The sequence below is a fragment of the Legionella quinlivanii genome (assembly GCF_003265995.1).
GTDB lineage: Bacteria > Pseudomonadota > Gammaproteobacteria > Legionellales > Legionellaceae > Legionella_C > Legionella_C quinlivanii_A.
Map to the genome: position 1 here is coordinate 405,879 of NZ_MVJN01000002.1, position 18,543 is coordinate 424,421.

An 18,543-nucleotide genomic window follows, 5' to 3' on the forward strand; every position below is an offset into this window, starting at 1 on the left:
CTTCATCACAAAAAAAGATAGTGTCACAAGCTGGTTTAAGTTTCAATCAATTTGATACGCAGAACATTTATAGTCCTGCGTCCTGGGTTTTTATTTATTTTTTACAACCACCTCTTGCGTTTCATTGGACTTAAATAGTCTGAGTAAGTTATTTGCTGCTGAATTGTCGTGATCTGATCTGACATATTTTCCATTCACATGATGGAAACCGGATACCGAAATTTTGCCGGCCTTCATCAATCGGGCTAACTCCTGAGCACGAAATTTCCGCCTGTCATCCAGTTCAAAAATAACAAAGCGCCGTAAATGCTGAGAATATTCAGCGGAGCGCATTCTGGCCATCATTGAAACAATAATAACCTGGGCAAAGAAGACCATATTCCCATCCACGACCTGGAGTGAATCAGGTGTACCATCAACGCTTAGTTCGCCAGCAGGGGTGGTGTCATCAAGGGACTCGGCAAGCAGACTCAGTTGGGCACCCAATCCGGCTCCCAGATTATCTCGAAGAATATGGGGAGCGTTATCAAGCTCGGCCGCGCCATTCCAGACTATTTGCACCAGACTCGCCCAGAGCAAAATACCCAGAGCAGTCAGGCTTCCCACCCCGGTAAAGAGTAACGCCGATGCGCCAATGGTAAGGATCCATTTTAATGCCCCATAGAAGATTTCATCACTGTCATCCACATCGACATCAATTCCGGAGGTATCCATTGTCATGCCTGTGGTTCCACGAATAAGGCGTGGTATAGCCACCCCATTAAAATCGATGTCGACATCGGGCGCTACATCAATAAGAGGCGTATCGATTGCTCTCACTACATGACCTGTTATCTGAATTCCATTATCTGCCATCGACATGGACAAGGAGGTCACCTTTGCACCATCGACTGACTGTCCTATCCTGGCTTCGGCACCCCGCTCCAAAACCATATCCAGAAAGTTCCTATTGTATGCGATGGCAAGTTCGGTGCGCGCTGCGACAAAGCTTTCATTGATTACCAGTGAGGCGCTAGTCTGTGGGGGGCTGGCAGAGATAACGAAGGCATCGACGGTATCTGCTCCAGAAGGAGTCAGGCTAAGTTCCACATTCCACTCCGCCTCCTCTGGGCGGGTCGCGGGATCGATAAACCTTGTCTCATTCAAACCCTGAACCAGGCTATCAGCAATGGGGAGTCTGGTATTACCAAGGATGTCCCGTATTGCGGCACTATTCATGAAATTATCAATTTCACTGGTAATTTCAGCAGGAGAAGGCGTTCCATCAATGCCATCATAGCGAAATCCAATTTCGGCAACCGGCTCAGCATCAGTCAGGAAAAGGGTCAATCTTACTGCTGCCTCAAGCGGAACAATAAGCGGCTGAGCGCCAGGGTCATCGACCGGGCGTATTTCGATAGTACCTAAAATACGGAGAATACTGCGTGGAGAATCTGGCCCCTCTTTGATCATTACAAATTCAAATGGGTCGAGCAGCACAATGATATGAGAGGCTTGCCCGCCAATCTCGCGATCGAATTCCAGCTGATCCGGGAATCGGCCAAGCCTTGTCAGCTCACGAAGAAAATCGGTGATGACGCTAAAAGCGATACCCACCGCAGCGTCTGCGGTTCCTAAATTAACATTCATCATATACCTCCATGTAAAATGACAATGCACTCAAACGCTTGCTCACAAGACCGTTCTGTTTAAATTATATACTATCCAGGAGCCAGGCAGCGGTCCTTCTCTTAAAACCAATTTAAGCCATTTAATAAAAACTTAAGCTTTGTCTTATAAAATCAAACGTTCTTTGCTCGCCATAATGGCCAGATTGCACTTTAGTACAATATCCGTCTTTATTTTTATTAACTAAACTCAAAGGCGCAGGATGAAACCACAATCAGGGAGATGAATAAGAAGAATAAGCTTTAGCGGGAATTTGATATGCAGTTTTTTGATTCAAAACGACAACAGTTGTCAGCCGGGTTATTAGTAAAAACACTTCTCGCGATGGGTCTTGCTGCAAGCCTTCTCAGTTCCTTGGTTTCATTCAAATCGATTCAGATTATGCCTGCTTATTCTGGCATGGAAGAACAGCTTTTTCTTACTATTTCTATCGCGGCTCTTTTCCTGACCGGCATAGGCTTAATTTCAGAGTATACGCTTTCAGCAATCACCTTCGCTTCGAGTTTACTTATTCCCGAGAAATCCCAGCTCCTTATTATGTCGGGATTTACTAGCGGGAATGTATACATTGTTTTGTCTTTTTTTATCGTCGCCTGTGTCATTCAGAAGTCACAGATTTTTCAAAGAATGATTGTTCTGTTATTACTAAGATTTGCCCACAGACCAGCCTGCCTCGAAAAACTGTTATTTTTTATTGGACTGCTGATGACTCCAATTCTCTCAGTCCAAAGTACTCGAGTGGCGATTATGGCACCGGTTCTGGATAATATTGTCTCCATTAGCGGCTATAAACCTCAAGGCAAGGCAGCGAATGCCATGGCCAATGCAGCTTTTAGCGGCTGTGTTTTATTGTCAACGGTATTTTTAACAGGCAAGTCAAGCAACTATCTTTTATTCAGTGCAATGTCCTCCTCGGACAGCCTTTCCAACGCCTGGCTAGTCTGGCTCTCGTTTGCAGCCTTTCCGGGGATATTACTGGTCGCTGCTTTTTTTCTAATCCATTCCATCGCCTATAAAGCGCCAGAAGTTCCAGAGATTAAACGTTTCAGTCTATTGAAAACCTGTTACAAGCTGGGACCAATATCTGCAAAAGAGTACGCCTCCCTGCTTTCAATAGCAGTACTAATCGCAAGTCTGGCATTAAGAAATATACTGCCAGTACACCCATTGTTTATTGCCTTGTTAACCGCATCTATCCCTCTTTGCTTTGGCCTTTTAAGAGTGAAAGACTTTAGCAATCATATTAACTGGAAATTTATATGCTACCTGGCAACCATGATTGGTATTATGAAATTCATCAATGGAATGACGCTTCCCTTATGGATTGCCCAAGTGCATAACTGGTTAAGCCCTGTTTCTCAGAATATATTTATTTTCATATTCTTACTCTTCGCACTAAGCTGGCTCTTGTGTATCATTTTCGGCACTATGATCGCCCCGGGAATTGCCTTTACCTTGCTAGCCCCTGTTTTGGCAAGTGGAAGCGTCAATCAATGGATCATTGCCTTTGTGATTTTAATGGCGACTGAATCATGGATATTCCCTTATCAATCCAGCTATTTTCTTTGTTTTAAAAAACTGCTTAATCAGCAGCAAAATTTTGAACTGAAACCAGTATTGATTACTAACGCCTTATTGGCCATCGCCAAAATAGCAGTTATCTATGCCTCTATTCCTTACTGGCGTTATCTAGGGTTATTGTGATTAACGATTCCAGTCTGGATAACAGCAGCCCCAACTGAAACTGATTTTCGCAGCCCATCTTTTTCCTGACCTGTCCGACATGTGCTTTCACAGTACGTAAACTGAGCATTAAAATGTCGGCAATTTCCTGTTGCGTTTTTCCTCTGGCCAGCCAGCACATGCATTCATATTCACGAAAGGTGAGGTAAGAACCCGTTCCTGGAACAGGGACTCGTTCAAGAAAAGGCAAAATCAGAGCATCTTTGCAAACAGGCCTTTCCTCCTGAAATCCTGCATTTTGTTTTTGTAAGGATAACGATAATCCATAGGCTTTTTTTAAATCAGAATGCGTGTCGATTTTATCGTGAAAATAAAGCAGAAACTGCTTCAAAAAATCAAGCTTTTCAAGATACTGGCCATTAATGACGTTATTCCCCAAACGGGTAGCAAAATTATAGGCATCCACAACCCCATTTCCCGAGCGAAGTATAGTAAAAGAATGGCCAAAACCGTGTTGGTTAAATGCCTCCTGCAGGGCTTTGGTTCGCCCGGTCAGGCATTGCAAATCTCTGATAAAGTATTGCTCCTCCCGCGACGGGACGATTCGATGGACGTCGAAATCAAAGTAGGTATTTTCAAGATAATGAGAAACAAAATCAGGATTTTGCGATATGAAAGAAAAACGCCCTTCTCTGCTTACACTAACATGGGAAAAATGAGTGATTCCCAGGGTTTTAAGCGGCTCACAAAGCTCAGTAAACGCTTGAGCATGGCTAAAACAGGGATGTTCACGATAGATTTTTTTGAGGTTCATACCGTCCTCATCGATTGTGACTCCTGCATTTTAACAACTTCTGCCTGGAAAAGCGATTTCACAGTCTGTGCTCACTACAGGATGTGGCTCAAGTCTTTCATCTCTGGCAAGCTCTTCGATATAATACTCCGTCACAGCACAGGTTTGAGATAATCTCTTGAGCCAACTGTGATAAACCACGTCGTCCACCTCGAAAATCAAAGGCAAGGACGCATTGGCTCGAGCCTTGAGACACTCATTAAGTAAATAATTGTATTCCTCAAGTCTGGCGTTTCTGCCCGCAGGAACGGCTTTGGATTGCACTGGAGGTAAAGAGGATCCATCCTTCTCAATGGCATTATCAAATAAACCTGCTATAAATTGCACCAAGTTCCCGGGCTGATGATATTTGGTGGAAACCTGCGCTTCTTTCGGAATAAGCAGATAAGCAATTCCTGGACGGCCAAAACGCCCGTAAAACTTTAAAGGAATATTTTGAGCATCACTGATTTTTTTTGCGGCTAATACAATCTTGAACGATGAAGTCAGCAGATTATAGCGGGCAGCCTGTGTTTCACAGGCTGCAATAGACGCATAAATCACATTAAAACGACCATAAGCAGGATTATCAACCTGTTTTATTTTAAAGCAGCAAAAGGCGACCGGCAGGTCATGGCTATCGTAAAATACATCAAATATATAAGCAGGCTGGCTTAATACTTTTTCTTTAAAAAACACCAGCAATTTCTGGAAAGACTCAAGATCTCCGGGTAGCTCAAATTGACGTGCAAAGACTCCCGCCAGTGTATCCTGTTCTTCTGCGTTTAATTCAGCGGTTGTTTTTAATAAGGAATAAAATGATTTGGCGGGAGCCTCCTCTTCTTTCACCTTAAAACCCAGTGAAGGAAGACTCTTCTGAAAAAAACTGTAGTGTTGCAGGCTCGCCTGCCGCTGAGCAAGCCTTTTTATTTTCAAAGCAATTGTCTCATTATGCTTTTCAAAGCGCCTTTGTACTTCCACAGGCATTTCAGGATCATAGGGGCCTTCCTGCACAAAACTATCCCGATGTTCCAATATCACATCAAGCAAAGCCAAATCATAATGATGACCTGCGGCAATATAATCAAGCAGACTCTGACCGAACGCATCATGGCTCAAATGATGGTGATACATCAGTAGTATCTGCAATTTATCCTCCATCCCCTCCTTCCAGGAAAAGATAAATTCAGGTTTTAAATAATAGTGGAGTAATAAAGCGGTCATTTCACGCGAGGGGGAATTATCAAGCAAACTATAATATAAACAATCAGTTCTCCTTAAAGGAACTACGATATCGACTCCAATCCCTCGTTCAAAAAATGATTTAACCGTTGCAAGCTGGTTGGCGGCAACAGCCAATAATAAAGGCGTATACCCCCAGAAGTCCTGAGCTTCATAACTAAGTAAATTGCTTTTAATAATCGAATCAAGGCGAAAATCATCTCTTGCAGAGCAATGACGCAGTGGCTGGCCGGCATTATAGCCTCTACTATCCCTTACACACATTGCCAGGATAGATGAAGGAAACTGCATTGACCGTTCTACATTCAAACTTTGCAGATAAACCTGCGAGCCTGTCTGCCAGATGAGACAGGCACTGAATAACTGAAAAATTTTCTCATCCGTGGTTTTACATTCCTTTTTATAGTCTGCTGTCGCCTCAGCCAATGCATCAAGATCCAGCCTCTTTTGTTTCGCAACAGTTACCCAGACTGCTCGAAACAGATCCCTGTCTTTTGTCGAATCAAGACTTAAGTATTTTTCCACATCGGCTTCAAGGTCTTCCAGAGAGCTCGTATCAATTACCAGACTATTTATATAAAAAATCAGTCGGTCAGGAAGCGGGGTCATTCGCCGCTGCGCGGATAGCAAGTATTCTTTATGGTGAGTCGCCTGCCGGCTCAAAATCTCTTTAATTATCAACTTATATTGATCAAATGCATGCTTTTCTTCAACAAATGAGTCAAAATTCTGAATGACACCCAGTATTGCCTGATGATGAAGCAATCCGCGTTCCGACCTCTGAGGTTTCGTAGTTGAAATGTGCTCAATCTGTGAGCGAATAGCCTGCAATTGGGCACGGATAAGCGCAAGGGCTTTTGATGTTTGCTTTTGATACAGAGCAAGATAAATATCGAAATGTTCAAAAAGCAGCGCCTCACCCTTCAAATAATCTTCAATTTTATCCCAATCGCTATCTTCAAATAATATGCGTGCTTTAAAACTTCTCCCTGATCTCTCATTGAAATGATTTCTGCTGATAGCTTTAAGGCGCAGGGCATCCCTTTGCCGAACCGCATCGCGAATATTTGTCCATAACTCCAGTTCGCTATCAAAAATAAACCGGCATTGTTCATATCGTTTGCCTTTATCGCTAAGGACTTTTACCATTTCATTTTGCATCCGCAATAAATGCCTTAGTCGTTCTGGAAGCTTAGCTTGCATCTCATAGTCAGCAACTGACAGACTATCCTGTAAGGCAGTTTCGATCATCGGAAAATAGCCTATCAGAATCCCCTTAAATAATGTCAGGCCAAGAGGCAATCTCTGCGCAAAAATAGCTTTTGCCAATTCTAAATTCCCTGACAGGCAAGCCGATTCCATCGCTATCCAATCGGCTGTTTCCCGCTCGAACATTTCATGCAGTTTATTTTTATCCTCTGATAGATTGCTCTGATAAATAGCCAAAGGATCTGCAAAACTGGGCAGGCTTTTCTCAAAATATTGACGAACTTTACTTTGTTTGAACTCCTCATCAAACGTCAGAATATTGGTTTGCTCAGCAGAAACCATATGATTCGCTGCTTCAATAAACCGCTGCGAAGCCCATTGTCTTGATTTTGGAAGTGCTTGCCAGCTATTGAATATTTGCGCCACTATAGGCGCGTTAAGGCAGAACTCGGCAAGTTCAATCGGCAATCGGCCTTCGGGACAGCGCTGATAGACCAGCATCGGATCATTTTCCAATAACTGCTCTACTTTCTCTTCATTCTGAGCCAGGATTGCCAGGTGAATAGCCGGAATTGTGTCTGGATAATTCAGCACATCATCGGGATGGAAGCTTGAAATAGCTGTTTGGCGCTGTAAATCGGCTATTCCATTGGGATAACCGTTAAACAACATCCGCTCAGCAACCACCGGAATATCCTCTTGAATCATCCAGGAACTTTGAGACTCCATTTGTTTTTGGATGTGTTCCCAAAGTGCTGTTACTGACTGACTAAAACCACCCAGGGTTTGTATACCCGTCATGAAACATTGCAAACGCCTGACATCCGCTTCATTATCACAACGAACCTGCAAAGAGGCCCGCGCTCTTGGATCAGCGCCTGCGCGAGACGCGAATTGATAGGAATGCAGATTTACCAGGGCTGGATTATGTAAATCTTTTATAGAAGCAAATGATTCATTCCCTGAAAGCGCCCTGCAAAGCTTCATACTGTTACCCGGTCTTGGCAGTGCCATTACCGACACAACCTGATTAGGATGAAGCCCAATCAAAAGCCTGTCCAGAGCCAGCTCAGGATTCAAATTTTTACATTGATAAAGAACTTCAAGCTTCTCTACTTCAACTCCGCTTCCAATCAAACCATCATCCTGCAGATAACAACGCTCATTTACCCGATTAAAACGCGGTAATACCAGATGCCGCTGTTGCACCCCACTCTGATTGGATACCCTTGTCAATGACCAATTGGCCTGAGGAAACGCCTGGTTTTTAAACTGGGTAGCTAAAGGCAAAACCAGTGAAGTCAGACGCTTGAACTTTACTTCGGATAAAGGAAATCGATTTGCCTTGCTTATTAACTGTTGAAAATACTGGAACACGATTGGCGGTCGAATAGAGACATCATGAGCAATATTTTACCAGAAATATTAAATTTTTTGTAACTCCCACGTCATCCCGCCCCCTCACGTCATCCCGAGCGCAGCGAGGGATCTCCCTGCAGTGGCATAATCTTAAACTTTAAAAACACGCCCTAGTCTCCATCCAAATCTCGATAACTGGATAAGCCCCAATGCACTGAAGCAAAAAACAGGAATCGTTAAACTCAAAGGTCCCGGTGTTACCTGAGCGGTGATAACTCCCATTAACCCAGAGAGGCCAAACTGGCAAGCGCCTACCAGGGCAGTTGCTGTACCTGCCTGTGTTTCAAAATCCTTCAACGCGAGCGCAGTGGCACAACCCATACTCATTCCAATGCCTATCGTTAAACAAATCATAGGCAGCATAAATCGTAATACACTGCATTGATCAAAATTAAGCGCTGTCATCATTAAGCAGGAAGCAATCATGATAATAATGCCGCAACGAACAATAGCTTCCAGTGGATACGAATAAGTGAATCGCACTGCAAGCATGTTGGTAAAAAACATGGTCATTGCGTTTAAACCAAACCACAGACCATATTCTGTGCCGTTTAAATGAAGTTGCGTGATTAATATCCCCGGGGATAAAGCGCAAAACAAGTACAACCCCAGTAAACAGGAAGAGGCAACCAGCGTGTATCGACGAAAATCAGCATTCTTTATCATCGGCCTCATTGCCTGCCACCAATTGGCTGAGGATGTTTTGGGTTTTGGGAATTGATAATCTGGAACTCCACGAAAAGCAATGACAGTCATCAGCAATCCGAGCAGGGTCAGAAAATAAAAACCACTGTGCCAATTGTGGGTCAGATCAAGTAATACACCGCCAATAACCGGTGCACTACTGGCGATAATTGAATTGGTTCCTGATAACACACTGAATAATCGGGCACATGCCTGTGTTGAAAAATTATCTCTGACGATTATAAAACATACCAGATAAGTACCACATGCACCGGCAGCCTGAATGATTCTGGTGAAAATTAATGCATGAACAGAACTGGTCCAGGTTGAAAGAAAAGAGCCAATAAAAAAGAGCACCGCACTGCCAAGCGCTATATTCCTTCGCCCCACCCTGTCCGCCAGAGGCCCGGTAATCAGTTGCCCTAAAGCCACGGTAAACATAAACACATACAGGCTTGCCTGCATGATTGTATTATCAGTATGAAAAAAACGGCTCATGGAAGGAATCGCCGGCACGAAAACATCCATTGCGAATGAAATGCTGATAATCAAAGGAATGAGTCGAAAAAGACTCTGTCTTTCTGTCCAACCAATCGAGTTCAATAGAGGCTCCCGCTTAAAACCACTGCCATTAAGTTAAAGAATTTTGTCATTCTCGCGAATGCGGGAATCCATTCCTTAGTTGGCATTATAGTGAGCTCAGAGATGGATCCCCGCCTTCGCGGGGAGGACCGTTTAGTATAAATTTGAACTTTACTTAATAGCAGTGCCACTAAAACACGCTATGATAAACCTGATAAGGATAAAATTTAACTACCTAACTTCATTTTTTTGAACAGAGTATATAGAGCAGCAACTATTCCCCCGCTGATAACTCCGATTAAAAAATCAGCTCCTAAATTGACAGGAAACGATAAATTCCGGGTATAAAAATGAAGGGCCGGTATTCCATGACTAATAATACTTCCCCCTACTAAAAACATGGCAATGGTACCGGCAATTGCTAAAAACTTCATTAACATCGGCGCTGAACCAATCAGAAAGAGACCAATTTGCCTGATTGGTTTCTTTTTTTCCCGTAAAAGAAATCCCAAATCGTCAAGCTTCACAATAAGGGCGACTAAACCATACACTCCAATGGTCATAATCATTGAAATCAAGCTTAATACCATCACCTGATTGATCAGCGAGGAATGAGCCACTGCACCCAGTGTGATTACGATAATTTCAGCGGAAAGCACAAAGTCAGTACGCACAGCACTTCGTATTTTATCTTTCTCAAACTGATCTTTATCGATTTCCAGTATTTCATTGACTGGCTTTGGCTTTTCATGTTTATGGAACTTTTCCAGGATTTTTTCAAAGCCCTCGAAACTTAAATACAATCCACCCAGCATTAATAAAATGAGCACCAATGGTGGCATCACAAAGCTAATGAGAAGCGCTAAAGGGATTAATATCAATTTATTGATTATCGACCCTTTCGCGACAGCCCATACCACAGGCAACTCCCGGTGCGCATGAAGACCAATGACCTGCTCTGCATTCAAAGCAAGATCGTCCCCCAATACGCCGGCCGTTTTTTTAGTCGCGGTCTTAGTCATTAATGCGATATCGTCGAGAGCTGTGGCGATATCATCAAGCAAGGTTAATAAACTGGTTCCTGCCATATTTTTTTTCTTATTTTAAGACGCCGGTTGTTGTTTCATAGGAGCTATAGGGGGTGGTGCTTTCATGTTACAGGTACAAGCCCCTGTAGCCTGGGGTGGAAGTGGAACTTCAGCGAAGTCCTTTGAATAGCAAATCGATACATCCCATGCGGTTTGATCAGGTGTCGGGGCAGCTGGAAGAAACCAAAACCGTAATGCTTTATACACTTTTCCCTCCTCCCCTTCCCAGATAGTCGGAGTAAATGTAGCCTGATACATAAATGCTTGTCCAGGCTGACAGGTAAATTCCTGTCTAATCCATTGTTGTCCTTTGGGAACGGTTACAGCCAATATCTGCTGATGACTGGTTGCGTCCATGATGGCGACATTAACATCATAATTCGTCCAGCAATTGTCTTTAACCACGGTTGCAAAACAGGTAAATGCAAATGAATAGCTATAAATCATCAGCCCAGTCAGAATTGAGAATAAGCGAATCATATGAAATTTCCCTTTATCATCCAATGATACAAGTTTAGACCTAAAAAACAAGTTATGGATTGGAAATAAAATAATCATATACATTACAAATCAGGACTAATTATTTGATATATTTTTAAACAACTACTATATTAACAGTTAGTATTGTTTCAGGAGACTATAGATTATGGCAATTAAGCAACAACCTAATGCAAGCAAAATTGATAAAAAAATTTCAGATGAAAATCTGGAAAATATATCAGGCGGTGCATGGATTGGCGATAACGGTGCCTATCATGGCGCAGGTAGTCCAGCAGGTGGAACTTATGTTGAGCCATCAACGGCAACAACTACAACTCCCAAGACAAAGAAGTCAAAGAAAAAATCTTAATCATCTTAAAATGTATTAACTCGCGTATAAGTCTTCAATTCGTTTGGTATATTTTTATACAGTTACTACATTTAAAATATTTCTTTAGTACTTAAGATGTCACCAGGAGACAATAGACTATGGCAACCAAATCAACGATCTCCAATAAAAAAGACAAAAAAATATCAGATGAAAACCTGAAAAATATATCAGGCGGGCTATCTATTAACAATATTCCCGATTATACAAATCCAGACTTTGTCGAGGGAAAAGCCATAAACCCGACAAGTACTAATACGGTGAAACCAAAGGGAGCCAAAACGTCAAAGGCGACAAAGAAAAAGCCTTGATTCTGTTAGGTCAGAGGTGGGCAATCAGAAATTATCACAATTTCTTTGAGGCTTGATCTTTTATTAAGAAACCGCTATTCTTGCGCGCTTGGAGAGGTGGCCGAGTGGTTGAAGGCGCACGCCTGGAAAGTGTGTATACGGCAACGTATCGAGGGTTCGAATCCCTCTCTCTCCGAAAATCCCCTTTATTTCCTCAGCCTTTAAATCTATAATTTTCACGATAAGAATCTGATTGTAAATTAATGCCTATTCGCTTTGACAACAGCTTTACCAGACTGGCTCCCCTATTTTATAGCCGATTGCAACCAACACCGGTAGCACGCCCTGAACTGGTACATTTTAATAATTCACTGGCGAATCAGCTGGGTCTGGATACTATTGCAGTCGGGGAAATCTCGCTTTATTTTTCCGGGAATAAAATGCTTCCAGGCAGCGAGTCAATCGCCAGCGTCTATTCTGGCCACCAGTTCGGTTATTATGTATCTCAGCTCGGCGATGGCCGAGCCCACCTGTTGGGCGAAATACTGGATAGGCAACATCGGCGCTGGGATTTGCAACTAAAAGGATCTGGAAAAACGCCCTACTCACGTATGGGCGATGGCCGAGCGGTATTGCAATCCACCATTCGGGAGTATCTTTGTTCGGAAGCAATGCATGCTCTGGGAATTCCCACTAGCCGCGCACTCTGTATTATTGCGACCAACGAGCCGGTATATCGCTATACTGAAGAACCTGGTGCTATTCTCACTCGCGTATCAGAATCACTCATTCGCTTTGGTCATTTTGAGTATTTTTACTATACCAACCAACTGGATGCGCTTAAACAGTTAGCCGATTATGTATTAGCAAGGCATTATCCAGAATGCCCGCAGGATCAATCTGGTTATGAGGAGTTATTCCGCCAGGCCGTATTAAAAACCGCAGAATTAATGGCCCTGTGGCAAGCAGTTGGTTTTTGTCATGGTGTAATGAATACAGATAACATGTCGATTATTGGATTAACCATTGACTATGGCCCTTTCGGCTTTCTGGATAGTTTTGATTTTAATCATATTTGCAATAGTTCTGATGAGTCGGGACGTTATGCCTATAATAAACAACCTGCTATTGCCTACTGGAATTTGCAGGCATTAGCTCAAGCGCTAACCCCATTAATTCCAGTCCATTTATTGCAGGATTCTCTTTCACTTTTTGAAACTCATTTCCAGCGAAACTATCTGGCTCAAATGCGTGCCAAACTGGGGCTTTTTCGAGAAGACGAAAATGACAGATTACTCGTCAATCAACTGCTCTCAATCCTTCATGAGCAGTCAATTGACTATACCATTTTTTTTCGCTGGCTTGCCGACAGATCAGGAAGCAAACCATTATTTTCCTTCATCACAAAAGTGAATGAATGGTTAGAGCAGTACGAACAAAGATTGTCGAGGGAAACTGCCTCTGAAAATGAGCGAAAAGAAAAAATGATGCTGAAAAATCCCAAATACATTCTGCGAAATTATCTAGCCCAGCAAGCGATAGATGAAGCCTACACTCATCACAATTTTTCAGAAATCGATCGCTTGTTTAAACTTCTAAAACTTCCCTATGAAGAACAACAGGATAATACCCCCTACGCCGATTTCCCTCCTGGATGGTCAAAAAAGATTTGCGTAAGCTGCTCTTCTTAATCTTGTCTTAATATTTCCTTAATATAATGAGCGCTCATTCTGTTCCTAATTGCTAATGGGCAGTTTAATAATTTAGAGCTATATTTATTAGTACATTTTCTATTTGTTTTGCAGGCATAAAAATGCGCTTTTCATTCTCTGTGCTTTGTCGAAATCCTGCAGCCCTCTTCCAATTCCTTTTATATTCCCATTTGTTACGAATTTCAGGAGAAGTTAAAAATGCCTGCGCAAACTAAAATCATCGATTCAGTGAATGAATTATTAAAGAAAAAAGGGTTTCAACTTGAATTAAATACGGGCGGTGTTTGCGGAGGACTGGCAAGTATTTATGTCAAGTATTTTCTTGAAGGCAGAGAAACTGAATTTTTTGAGATGGAGCGCAAGCTTGCTAATCCTCCTAAAAATTACAATATGGGTGATGATCCCGACTTTGATAATTTTATTAAAGATGTTGAAATCGCTTTTAACAGCCAGATTTATCATAAAGGAACCTATCAGGGAGACTTAAATGCAATCCTCAAATTTGATGGTAAGCCAGTAAACAATGAATACAATATTGGTTTAGTGGATACCCGAGTCAAATGGGGAGAAATACTGGGCTCCATTAAAAACGAAGGACGCGCCTGTTATGTCGCGTCAAATAACCATGCGATTGCTATTTCTTTCTCAAATAATCGCTATGTCGTATACGATCCTAATTACGATGAAGATGCCAATAAAAAAATTAATAATACCAAGAGCTTTGACACAGCAGCTAAGGCAATTGAAGAGATTGAGAAATGTTTTGGTGATGTAAATCCTTCGAACCTTTATCGTGATTACTTGGGAATATCAGTCAGAGCCTTTGCTCACCCCAATGAAAAAAGAGCAGCTGTCTACCCCTCCAAAGCTGATATTCAAAGAGCGCATTTTGCTACTTCTTCCTCCCTGACACGCAGTATTAACCATCCCAAAGGATACGGTTATGATTCCATGACCTGCGCTATCAGAGCTAATGACACGGACACTATCCAACACTTAGTTCAACACATGCCGCTAAAAGCCGAACACGCTACCTGCGCAGAAGGTCATACCCGCTATGAGCTGGCATTGAATATCTTTAAACGTTTAAGCGTCATTGAAGCAGAAAGAGTTATCAGGTACATGCCATTATATGGATCTGCCGATCTGCTCAAGCAAATGCTTGATAATTATTTCACCACCAAATCCAATGATCCGAACGCATTTAAGCAAAAATTTGTACACAGCAGCAATCCCACTGTTAAAGCAACAAGCCTTCTCGAATACGCGGTTAAAGGTAAAGATAAAAAAAATATAGAGGTGCTTGCCCAGTTTTTAAAGGCTCACTCAATTGATGCCAGTTCCTTCGATATAGATCCAATTATTGAAGCCTTAAAAAAGAATATTGGAAAAGATAAATCAGGAATACTGGAAAATTTATTCCTTCATTTCCCTGATCTGATCAATGAAAAAATGATTGCGGACTTATTAAAAGTCGCCGCAGAAAATAATAGCAGCAAGTCATTAAAGATTTTACTACAGCAAGTTAGCAGACTAGGCTCGGCGAGCAAAGAGTCTATTTTTGATGAGAAAATAATATCAAAAATTACCCCAGACAATTTAAAACTCTTGGCCGATGCAAATATTCCCATTCCTCAAAGCCTGTTCGCTACTGCCTTAAATAGAAAAGAACCCGCTATTTTTGCAACTTGTGTGGGCGCTTTATCCGGGAATGATCCCTGGGTACATTTCCTTAAAAAAGCAGTGGATGGCAAGTTTAAGAAAGGTGAGAAACTGCCCATTTCGCTTTTTGATGCTGGCAAGCCCTATACCCCATTTAAAGTATTAGCCCGCTTCCCCAACAATAATCACATAATTCTCGATAATTGGCCGACCAGAAAGATACCACAATTTACAAAAAATGAAGCGCTATCCTGGGCAGTGGAGTCAGGGAATGTGGAGATTGCCGAAAAATTGCGGCAATCAGGTGCCGCACTCAAGATTGATACTCTGGAAAAACTGATTGCGGATTATCCAAATCGACAAGACAAAATGTATCACTTTCTCCTTGATCGATTAAAGACATTAATTGTAGGTCACGAGGAGACCCTGGCAAGCCATGCAGCCCAGGTAATTCATCATGCCAGCTTTCATGAGACTCCCCATGTGTTAAAAGAAGTCGCTGTTTTATTCAGAGACTCCAGACTTCTCGATCAAAGCCATCTTATCCCGGCTCTGAATCCAGAGATGAAAGCAATGCAGTCAGCCAGTGGAGATGAGCTGATTCGATTGACTGAAGTTGTGAAACATAAAAAATATCCTGCAGAAAAATATGCTTATCGATGGGCAATTTTGAATAAAGAATTCGAGTTCGCAAGTTCACTTTCGCAGTGCTTCACAGCAAGTCCCGGCTATTTCTATAATTTATTTCTTGAGGTTAATCGATTAGGTGATGATGAGTGTTTAAATCATCTGTTTATGGAGCACTCCAGCCTTCTTGAAAATGTTGATCTTTACAAACAGCTGGAAGAACAAGGCCAGTTCACTCTGTTAAACAAAATTATCCGCCAAAACAAACTAAAAGATGATTCCTATCGCCTGCAACTGCTTAATAAGGCTGTTGAACGACATGATGAAAAGCTGGTTGTCGCTTTGTCCAAGTTTGCAAATAGTGGATATTCAACCCATGCCACGCCTGTTTATAAAGCATTGGCCGCTCATAATAGCAAAGGGCTTATATTACTACTGGAAAATGGCGCATTGCTAAAAGACATTACCGCCTCTGATGTTTTAGATACTTTGGTTAAAACAAACGATATTCAACTGCTCCACAAGGTATTCGAGGACAAGCATTTTCAAAGCCGCTTCTTTGACTCAAATCAGTTAATAAAACACCTGGAAAAGCTCTATGAAAAAGGCAATTCTGAGCTGCTAGGTGAATTTAATAAAAAGTTTCCTGAAATTGATTTCAAACGTCTCAAAGATAGCCCAGATACTTTTAAATTTTCCGCTTTTGGTGAGAATGTCAAAAACATCGATGGCTTATTTGATCAGGCCTGCAGCAATCGATGTCTTACCGTCGTGAACTCTCTTCTTGAAACCTATCAACCCAAGGCAAGAGAAAAAGAATCTCTTTTTGAGCGACTGGATGATTTATTCAACGCGCCTTATAGAACAGAAAAAATCAGACCTTTTAATCCACAATTGGTGAGACAAAGAAGGCAGGAAAGAGAAAGCATTGAAGCCAAAGAAAGAGATGCCACTTCCGGGGCTAATAAACGCACTCCCTCAGTACTGAACAGACTGTCATCCGACCAACAAAAAATGATGGCACAGGCGCAATTTCAAGGAAAAACCACACCCTCACTGCAACAGAGGAAATCACTAAACCCAATTGCAAAACAAGTCCCAGTCAATACCGGAGATGAATCTGTAAAATCAGAGCAGAGAAAATTACCTGATCCGCCGGTAACAAGACATCCTCCCGTTGATACAAAAGATGATACGCCAATCAATGAGGCGATGAAAAAATACCACTGGCGAAAGGTTTTCGACACTTTGTACGATAAAAAGCTGGGACGTCTGTATTCGCTGATTAAAAATGAAAACTACGCTCCATTCGAAGAGTCTCATCGCAAGATTGAGGACGTCATTATCAATCTGCGAACCAGTCAGAAAAATCTACGTCACTTTGCTGATGTAGCACCCGCTCGTAATGAAAGAAGAGCTTCAGCCAATAGCCTGCTTGAAAACAAGCTGATTCTTCGTGCCCTGGATGAAGACAATGAAGATAAATTGCTGCCGTTAATGCAACAGATTAAACCTGAGAAGCCTGAAGCCTTAGTAAATGATCGCTCCAGCTCATTAAATGATGAAGTGATGGCACTTTTTAAAAAATATGCCAAAACGGGTCAGACCAAAGTGATTTCGAATTTATTCTCTTTCTATGAAGCCAATAGCGTTATTCGGCTAGCTTTGGAGAAAGCCAGACAGAATAAAGAGGAATGGGGAACGTTGGTTGGCCTGCTGCAAAGCTGTACCTATACATCTCCTGAACACTCATCCCCTCCGATTGATAAAGAGCTGATATCCGAATTAGAAAAGCATCGAGAGGAACTACTCACTGGCTTTAAAACTGCCGGCAGAGATATCCGCATGGAACTGGTTCAACTTCTGGATAAGAAAACTGATTCAGCGCTCGCATGGATTCTGAAAAGCGAACATGAGCAGGTCAACACTTTACTAAATACCGTTGAAGGTGAAATGGTTAAAGCGGAGAGCAGCATCCCCTCAGCCACGCGAAGCAAGGTGTCTCGCTTTATGGTGGGTCTGGACGAATTTAAGAATACTATTGATAATTTGCAAATTCGGTATAACCGTTTTCTGGAAACCATTTCCAGCAATGACTATGCTCCAGGTGAAGCTCTCAAAGAATTAACCGCTATTAAAAAAGATTTTCAGGACGGAAAACTTGCGAGTTATTACTTCACTGATGGAGTCCTTCTGGATCATCTACTGGATAATCTGCCTAAACACAACAAAGACAACATTCAGGATCTTTTGCAGATCAAACAAAAAATTGATCAGATGTCACAGACATTCGTAGATTATCTGGAGAGTTTTCAGAAAGCAGGATTTAATGCCAAAACCGCCTTACAGCAATTGGAAGCTATTCACCAGACATTTGAAAAAGAACAATTGGTTCCTGGCTATTTTGCCGAAGAAAAATGGATTGAAACCCTGTTTGAGCAGCTCGATAAATATAAGCAGAAGACAATAAACGAACCTCAGATCTTAAGCTTTTTAACTGATCTTTATAAAATAATCAGCGAAGAAGCAGGACCTATTCAAAAAACAACGCAAGCACCGCAGGCTGATCAGCAGAAGGCTCAGGAAGAGAAAATAGATCAGGCACGGCAGCAAGCCGAGCGCGAAGCACAAGAGCGTGCCAGACAAGAAGCAGAACGACAGGCTGAAGAGATTGCTAAACAGGAAGTACAACGACAGGCTGAAGAGCTGGCCAAACAGGAAGCAGCGCGGCAGGCTGAAGAGCTCGCCAAACAGGAAGCTGAGCGGCAGGCTGAAGAGCTCGCCAAACAGGAAGCTGAGCGGCAGGCTGAAGAGCTCGCCAAACAGGAAGCTGAGCGACAGGCTGAAGAACTCGCCAAACAGGAAGCTGAGCGGCAGGCTGAAGAGCTCGCCAAACAGGAAGCTGAGCGGCAGGCTGAAGAGCTCGCCAAACAGGAAGCTGAGCGGCAGGCTGAAGAGCTCGCCAAACAGGAAGCTG

General features: G+C 42.4%; 10 protein-coding genes, 1 tRNA gene and 1 pseudogene. 6 read left to right on the plus strand and 6 right to left on the minus strand.

The window, feature by feature from the left end; all coding sequences use genetic code 11:
• Nucleotides 1-90 precede the first annotated feature (90 nt).
• Entirely contained in the window at nt 91-1,632 is a 1,542-nt protein-coding gene (locus tag B1207_RS03690) for a hypothetical protein (RefSeq protein ID WP_146740006.1), read from the minus strand.
• Nucleotides 1,633-1,926: 294 nt separating this feature from the next.
• On the opposite strand from B1207_RS03690, the gene B1207_RS03695 reads away from it, so the two are divergent.
• Nucleotides 1,927-3,372, plus strand: coding sequence for an SLC13 family permease (locus B1207_RS03695; protein ID WP_112218647.1), 1,446 nt, complete (start codon nt 1,927-1,929; stop codon nt 3,370-3,372).
• On the opposite strand, the gene B1207_RS03700 is transcribed toward B1207_RS03695, so the two are convergent.
• From B1207_RS03700 to B1207_RS03720, 5 genes are all read right to left on the minus strand, one after another.
• Nucleotides 3,338-4,165, minus strand: coding sequence for a helix-turn-helix transcriptional regulator (locus tag B1207_RS03700; protein WP_112218648.1), 828 nt, complete (start codon nt 4,163-4,165; stop codon nt 3,338-3,340). The genes B1207_RS03695 and B1207_RS03700 overlap by 35 nt on opposite strands.
• 30 nt (nt 4,166-4,195) lie before the next feature.
• A complete protein-coding gene (locus B1207_RS03705; protein WP_112218649.1) occupies nt 4,196-8,011 on the minus strand; it encodes a hypothetical protein in 3,816 nt (1,271 codons plus the stop codon).
• 132 nt (nt 8,012-8,143) lie between these two features.
• Nucleotides 8,144-9,340 carry a multidrug effflux MFS transporter gene (locus B1207_RS03710; protein ID WP_112218650.1) on the minus strand — a complete coding sequence of 399 codons (1,197 nt, stop codon included), beginning with the start codon at nt 9,338-9,340 and terminating at the stop codon, nt 8,144-8,146.
• Nucleotides 9,341-9,546: 206 nt separating this feature from the next.
• A complete protein-coding gene (locus tag B1207_RS03715) occupies nt 9,547-10,407 on the minus strand; it encodes a DUF808 domain-containing protein (protein ID WP_112218651.1) in 861 nt (286 codons plus the stop codon).
• 15 nt (nt 10,408-10,422) lie between these two features.
• Complete coding sequence (locus tag B1207_RS03720) at nt 10,423-10,887, minus strand: hypothetical protein (RefSeq protein ID WP_112218652.1); 465 nt, start codon at nt 10,885-10,887, stop codon at nt 10,423-10,425.
• Nucleotides 10,888-11,053: 166 nt separating this feature from the next.
• Here B1207_RS03720 and B1207_RS03725 point away from each other — a divergent pair, with 166 nt between their 5' ends.
• The 5 genes and pseudogenes from B1207_RS03725 to B1207_RS03745 form a co-directional block, all read left to right on the plus strand.
• Nucleotides 11,054-11,257, plus strand: coding sequence for a hypothetical protein (locus B1207_RS03725; protein ID WP_112218653.1), 204 nt, complete (start codon nt 11,054-11,056; stop codon nt 11,255-11,257).
• A 119-nt stretch (nt 11,258-11,376) separates the two neighbouring features.
• The gene (locus B1207_RS03730) at nt 11,377-11,586 is read left to right on the plus strand and encodes a hypothetical protein (RefSeq protein ID WP_112218654.1); all 210 of its coding nucleotides are present in this window, start codon (nt 11,377-11,379) and stop codon (nt 11,584-11,586) included.
• Between the two features lie 90 nt (nt 11,587-11,676).
• Nucleotides 11,677-11,761 (plus strand) — tRNA-Ser (locus B1207_RS03735).
• Nucleotides 11,762-11,828: 67 nt separating this feature from the next.
• On the plus strand, nt 11,829-13,256 hold the full coding sequence (locus B1207_RS03740; RefSeq protein ID WP_112218655.1) for a protein adenylyltransferase SelO: 1,428 nt from the start codon (nt 11,829-11,831) through the stop codon (nt 13,254-13,256).
• A gap of 219 nt (nt 13,257-13,475) precedes the next feature.
• A pseudogene (locus tag B1207_RS03745) lies at nt 13,476-18,543 on the plus strand (cell envelope integrity protein TolA); the annotation flags it as partial.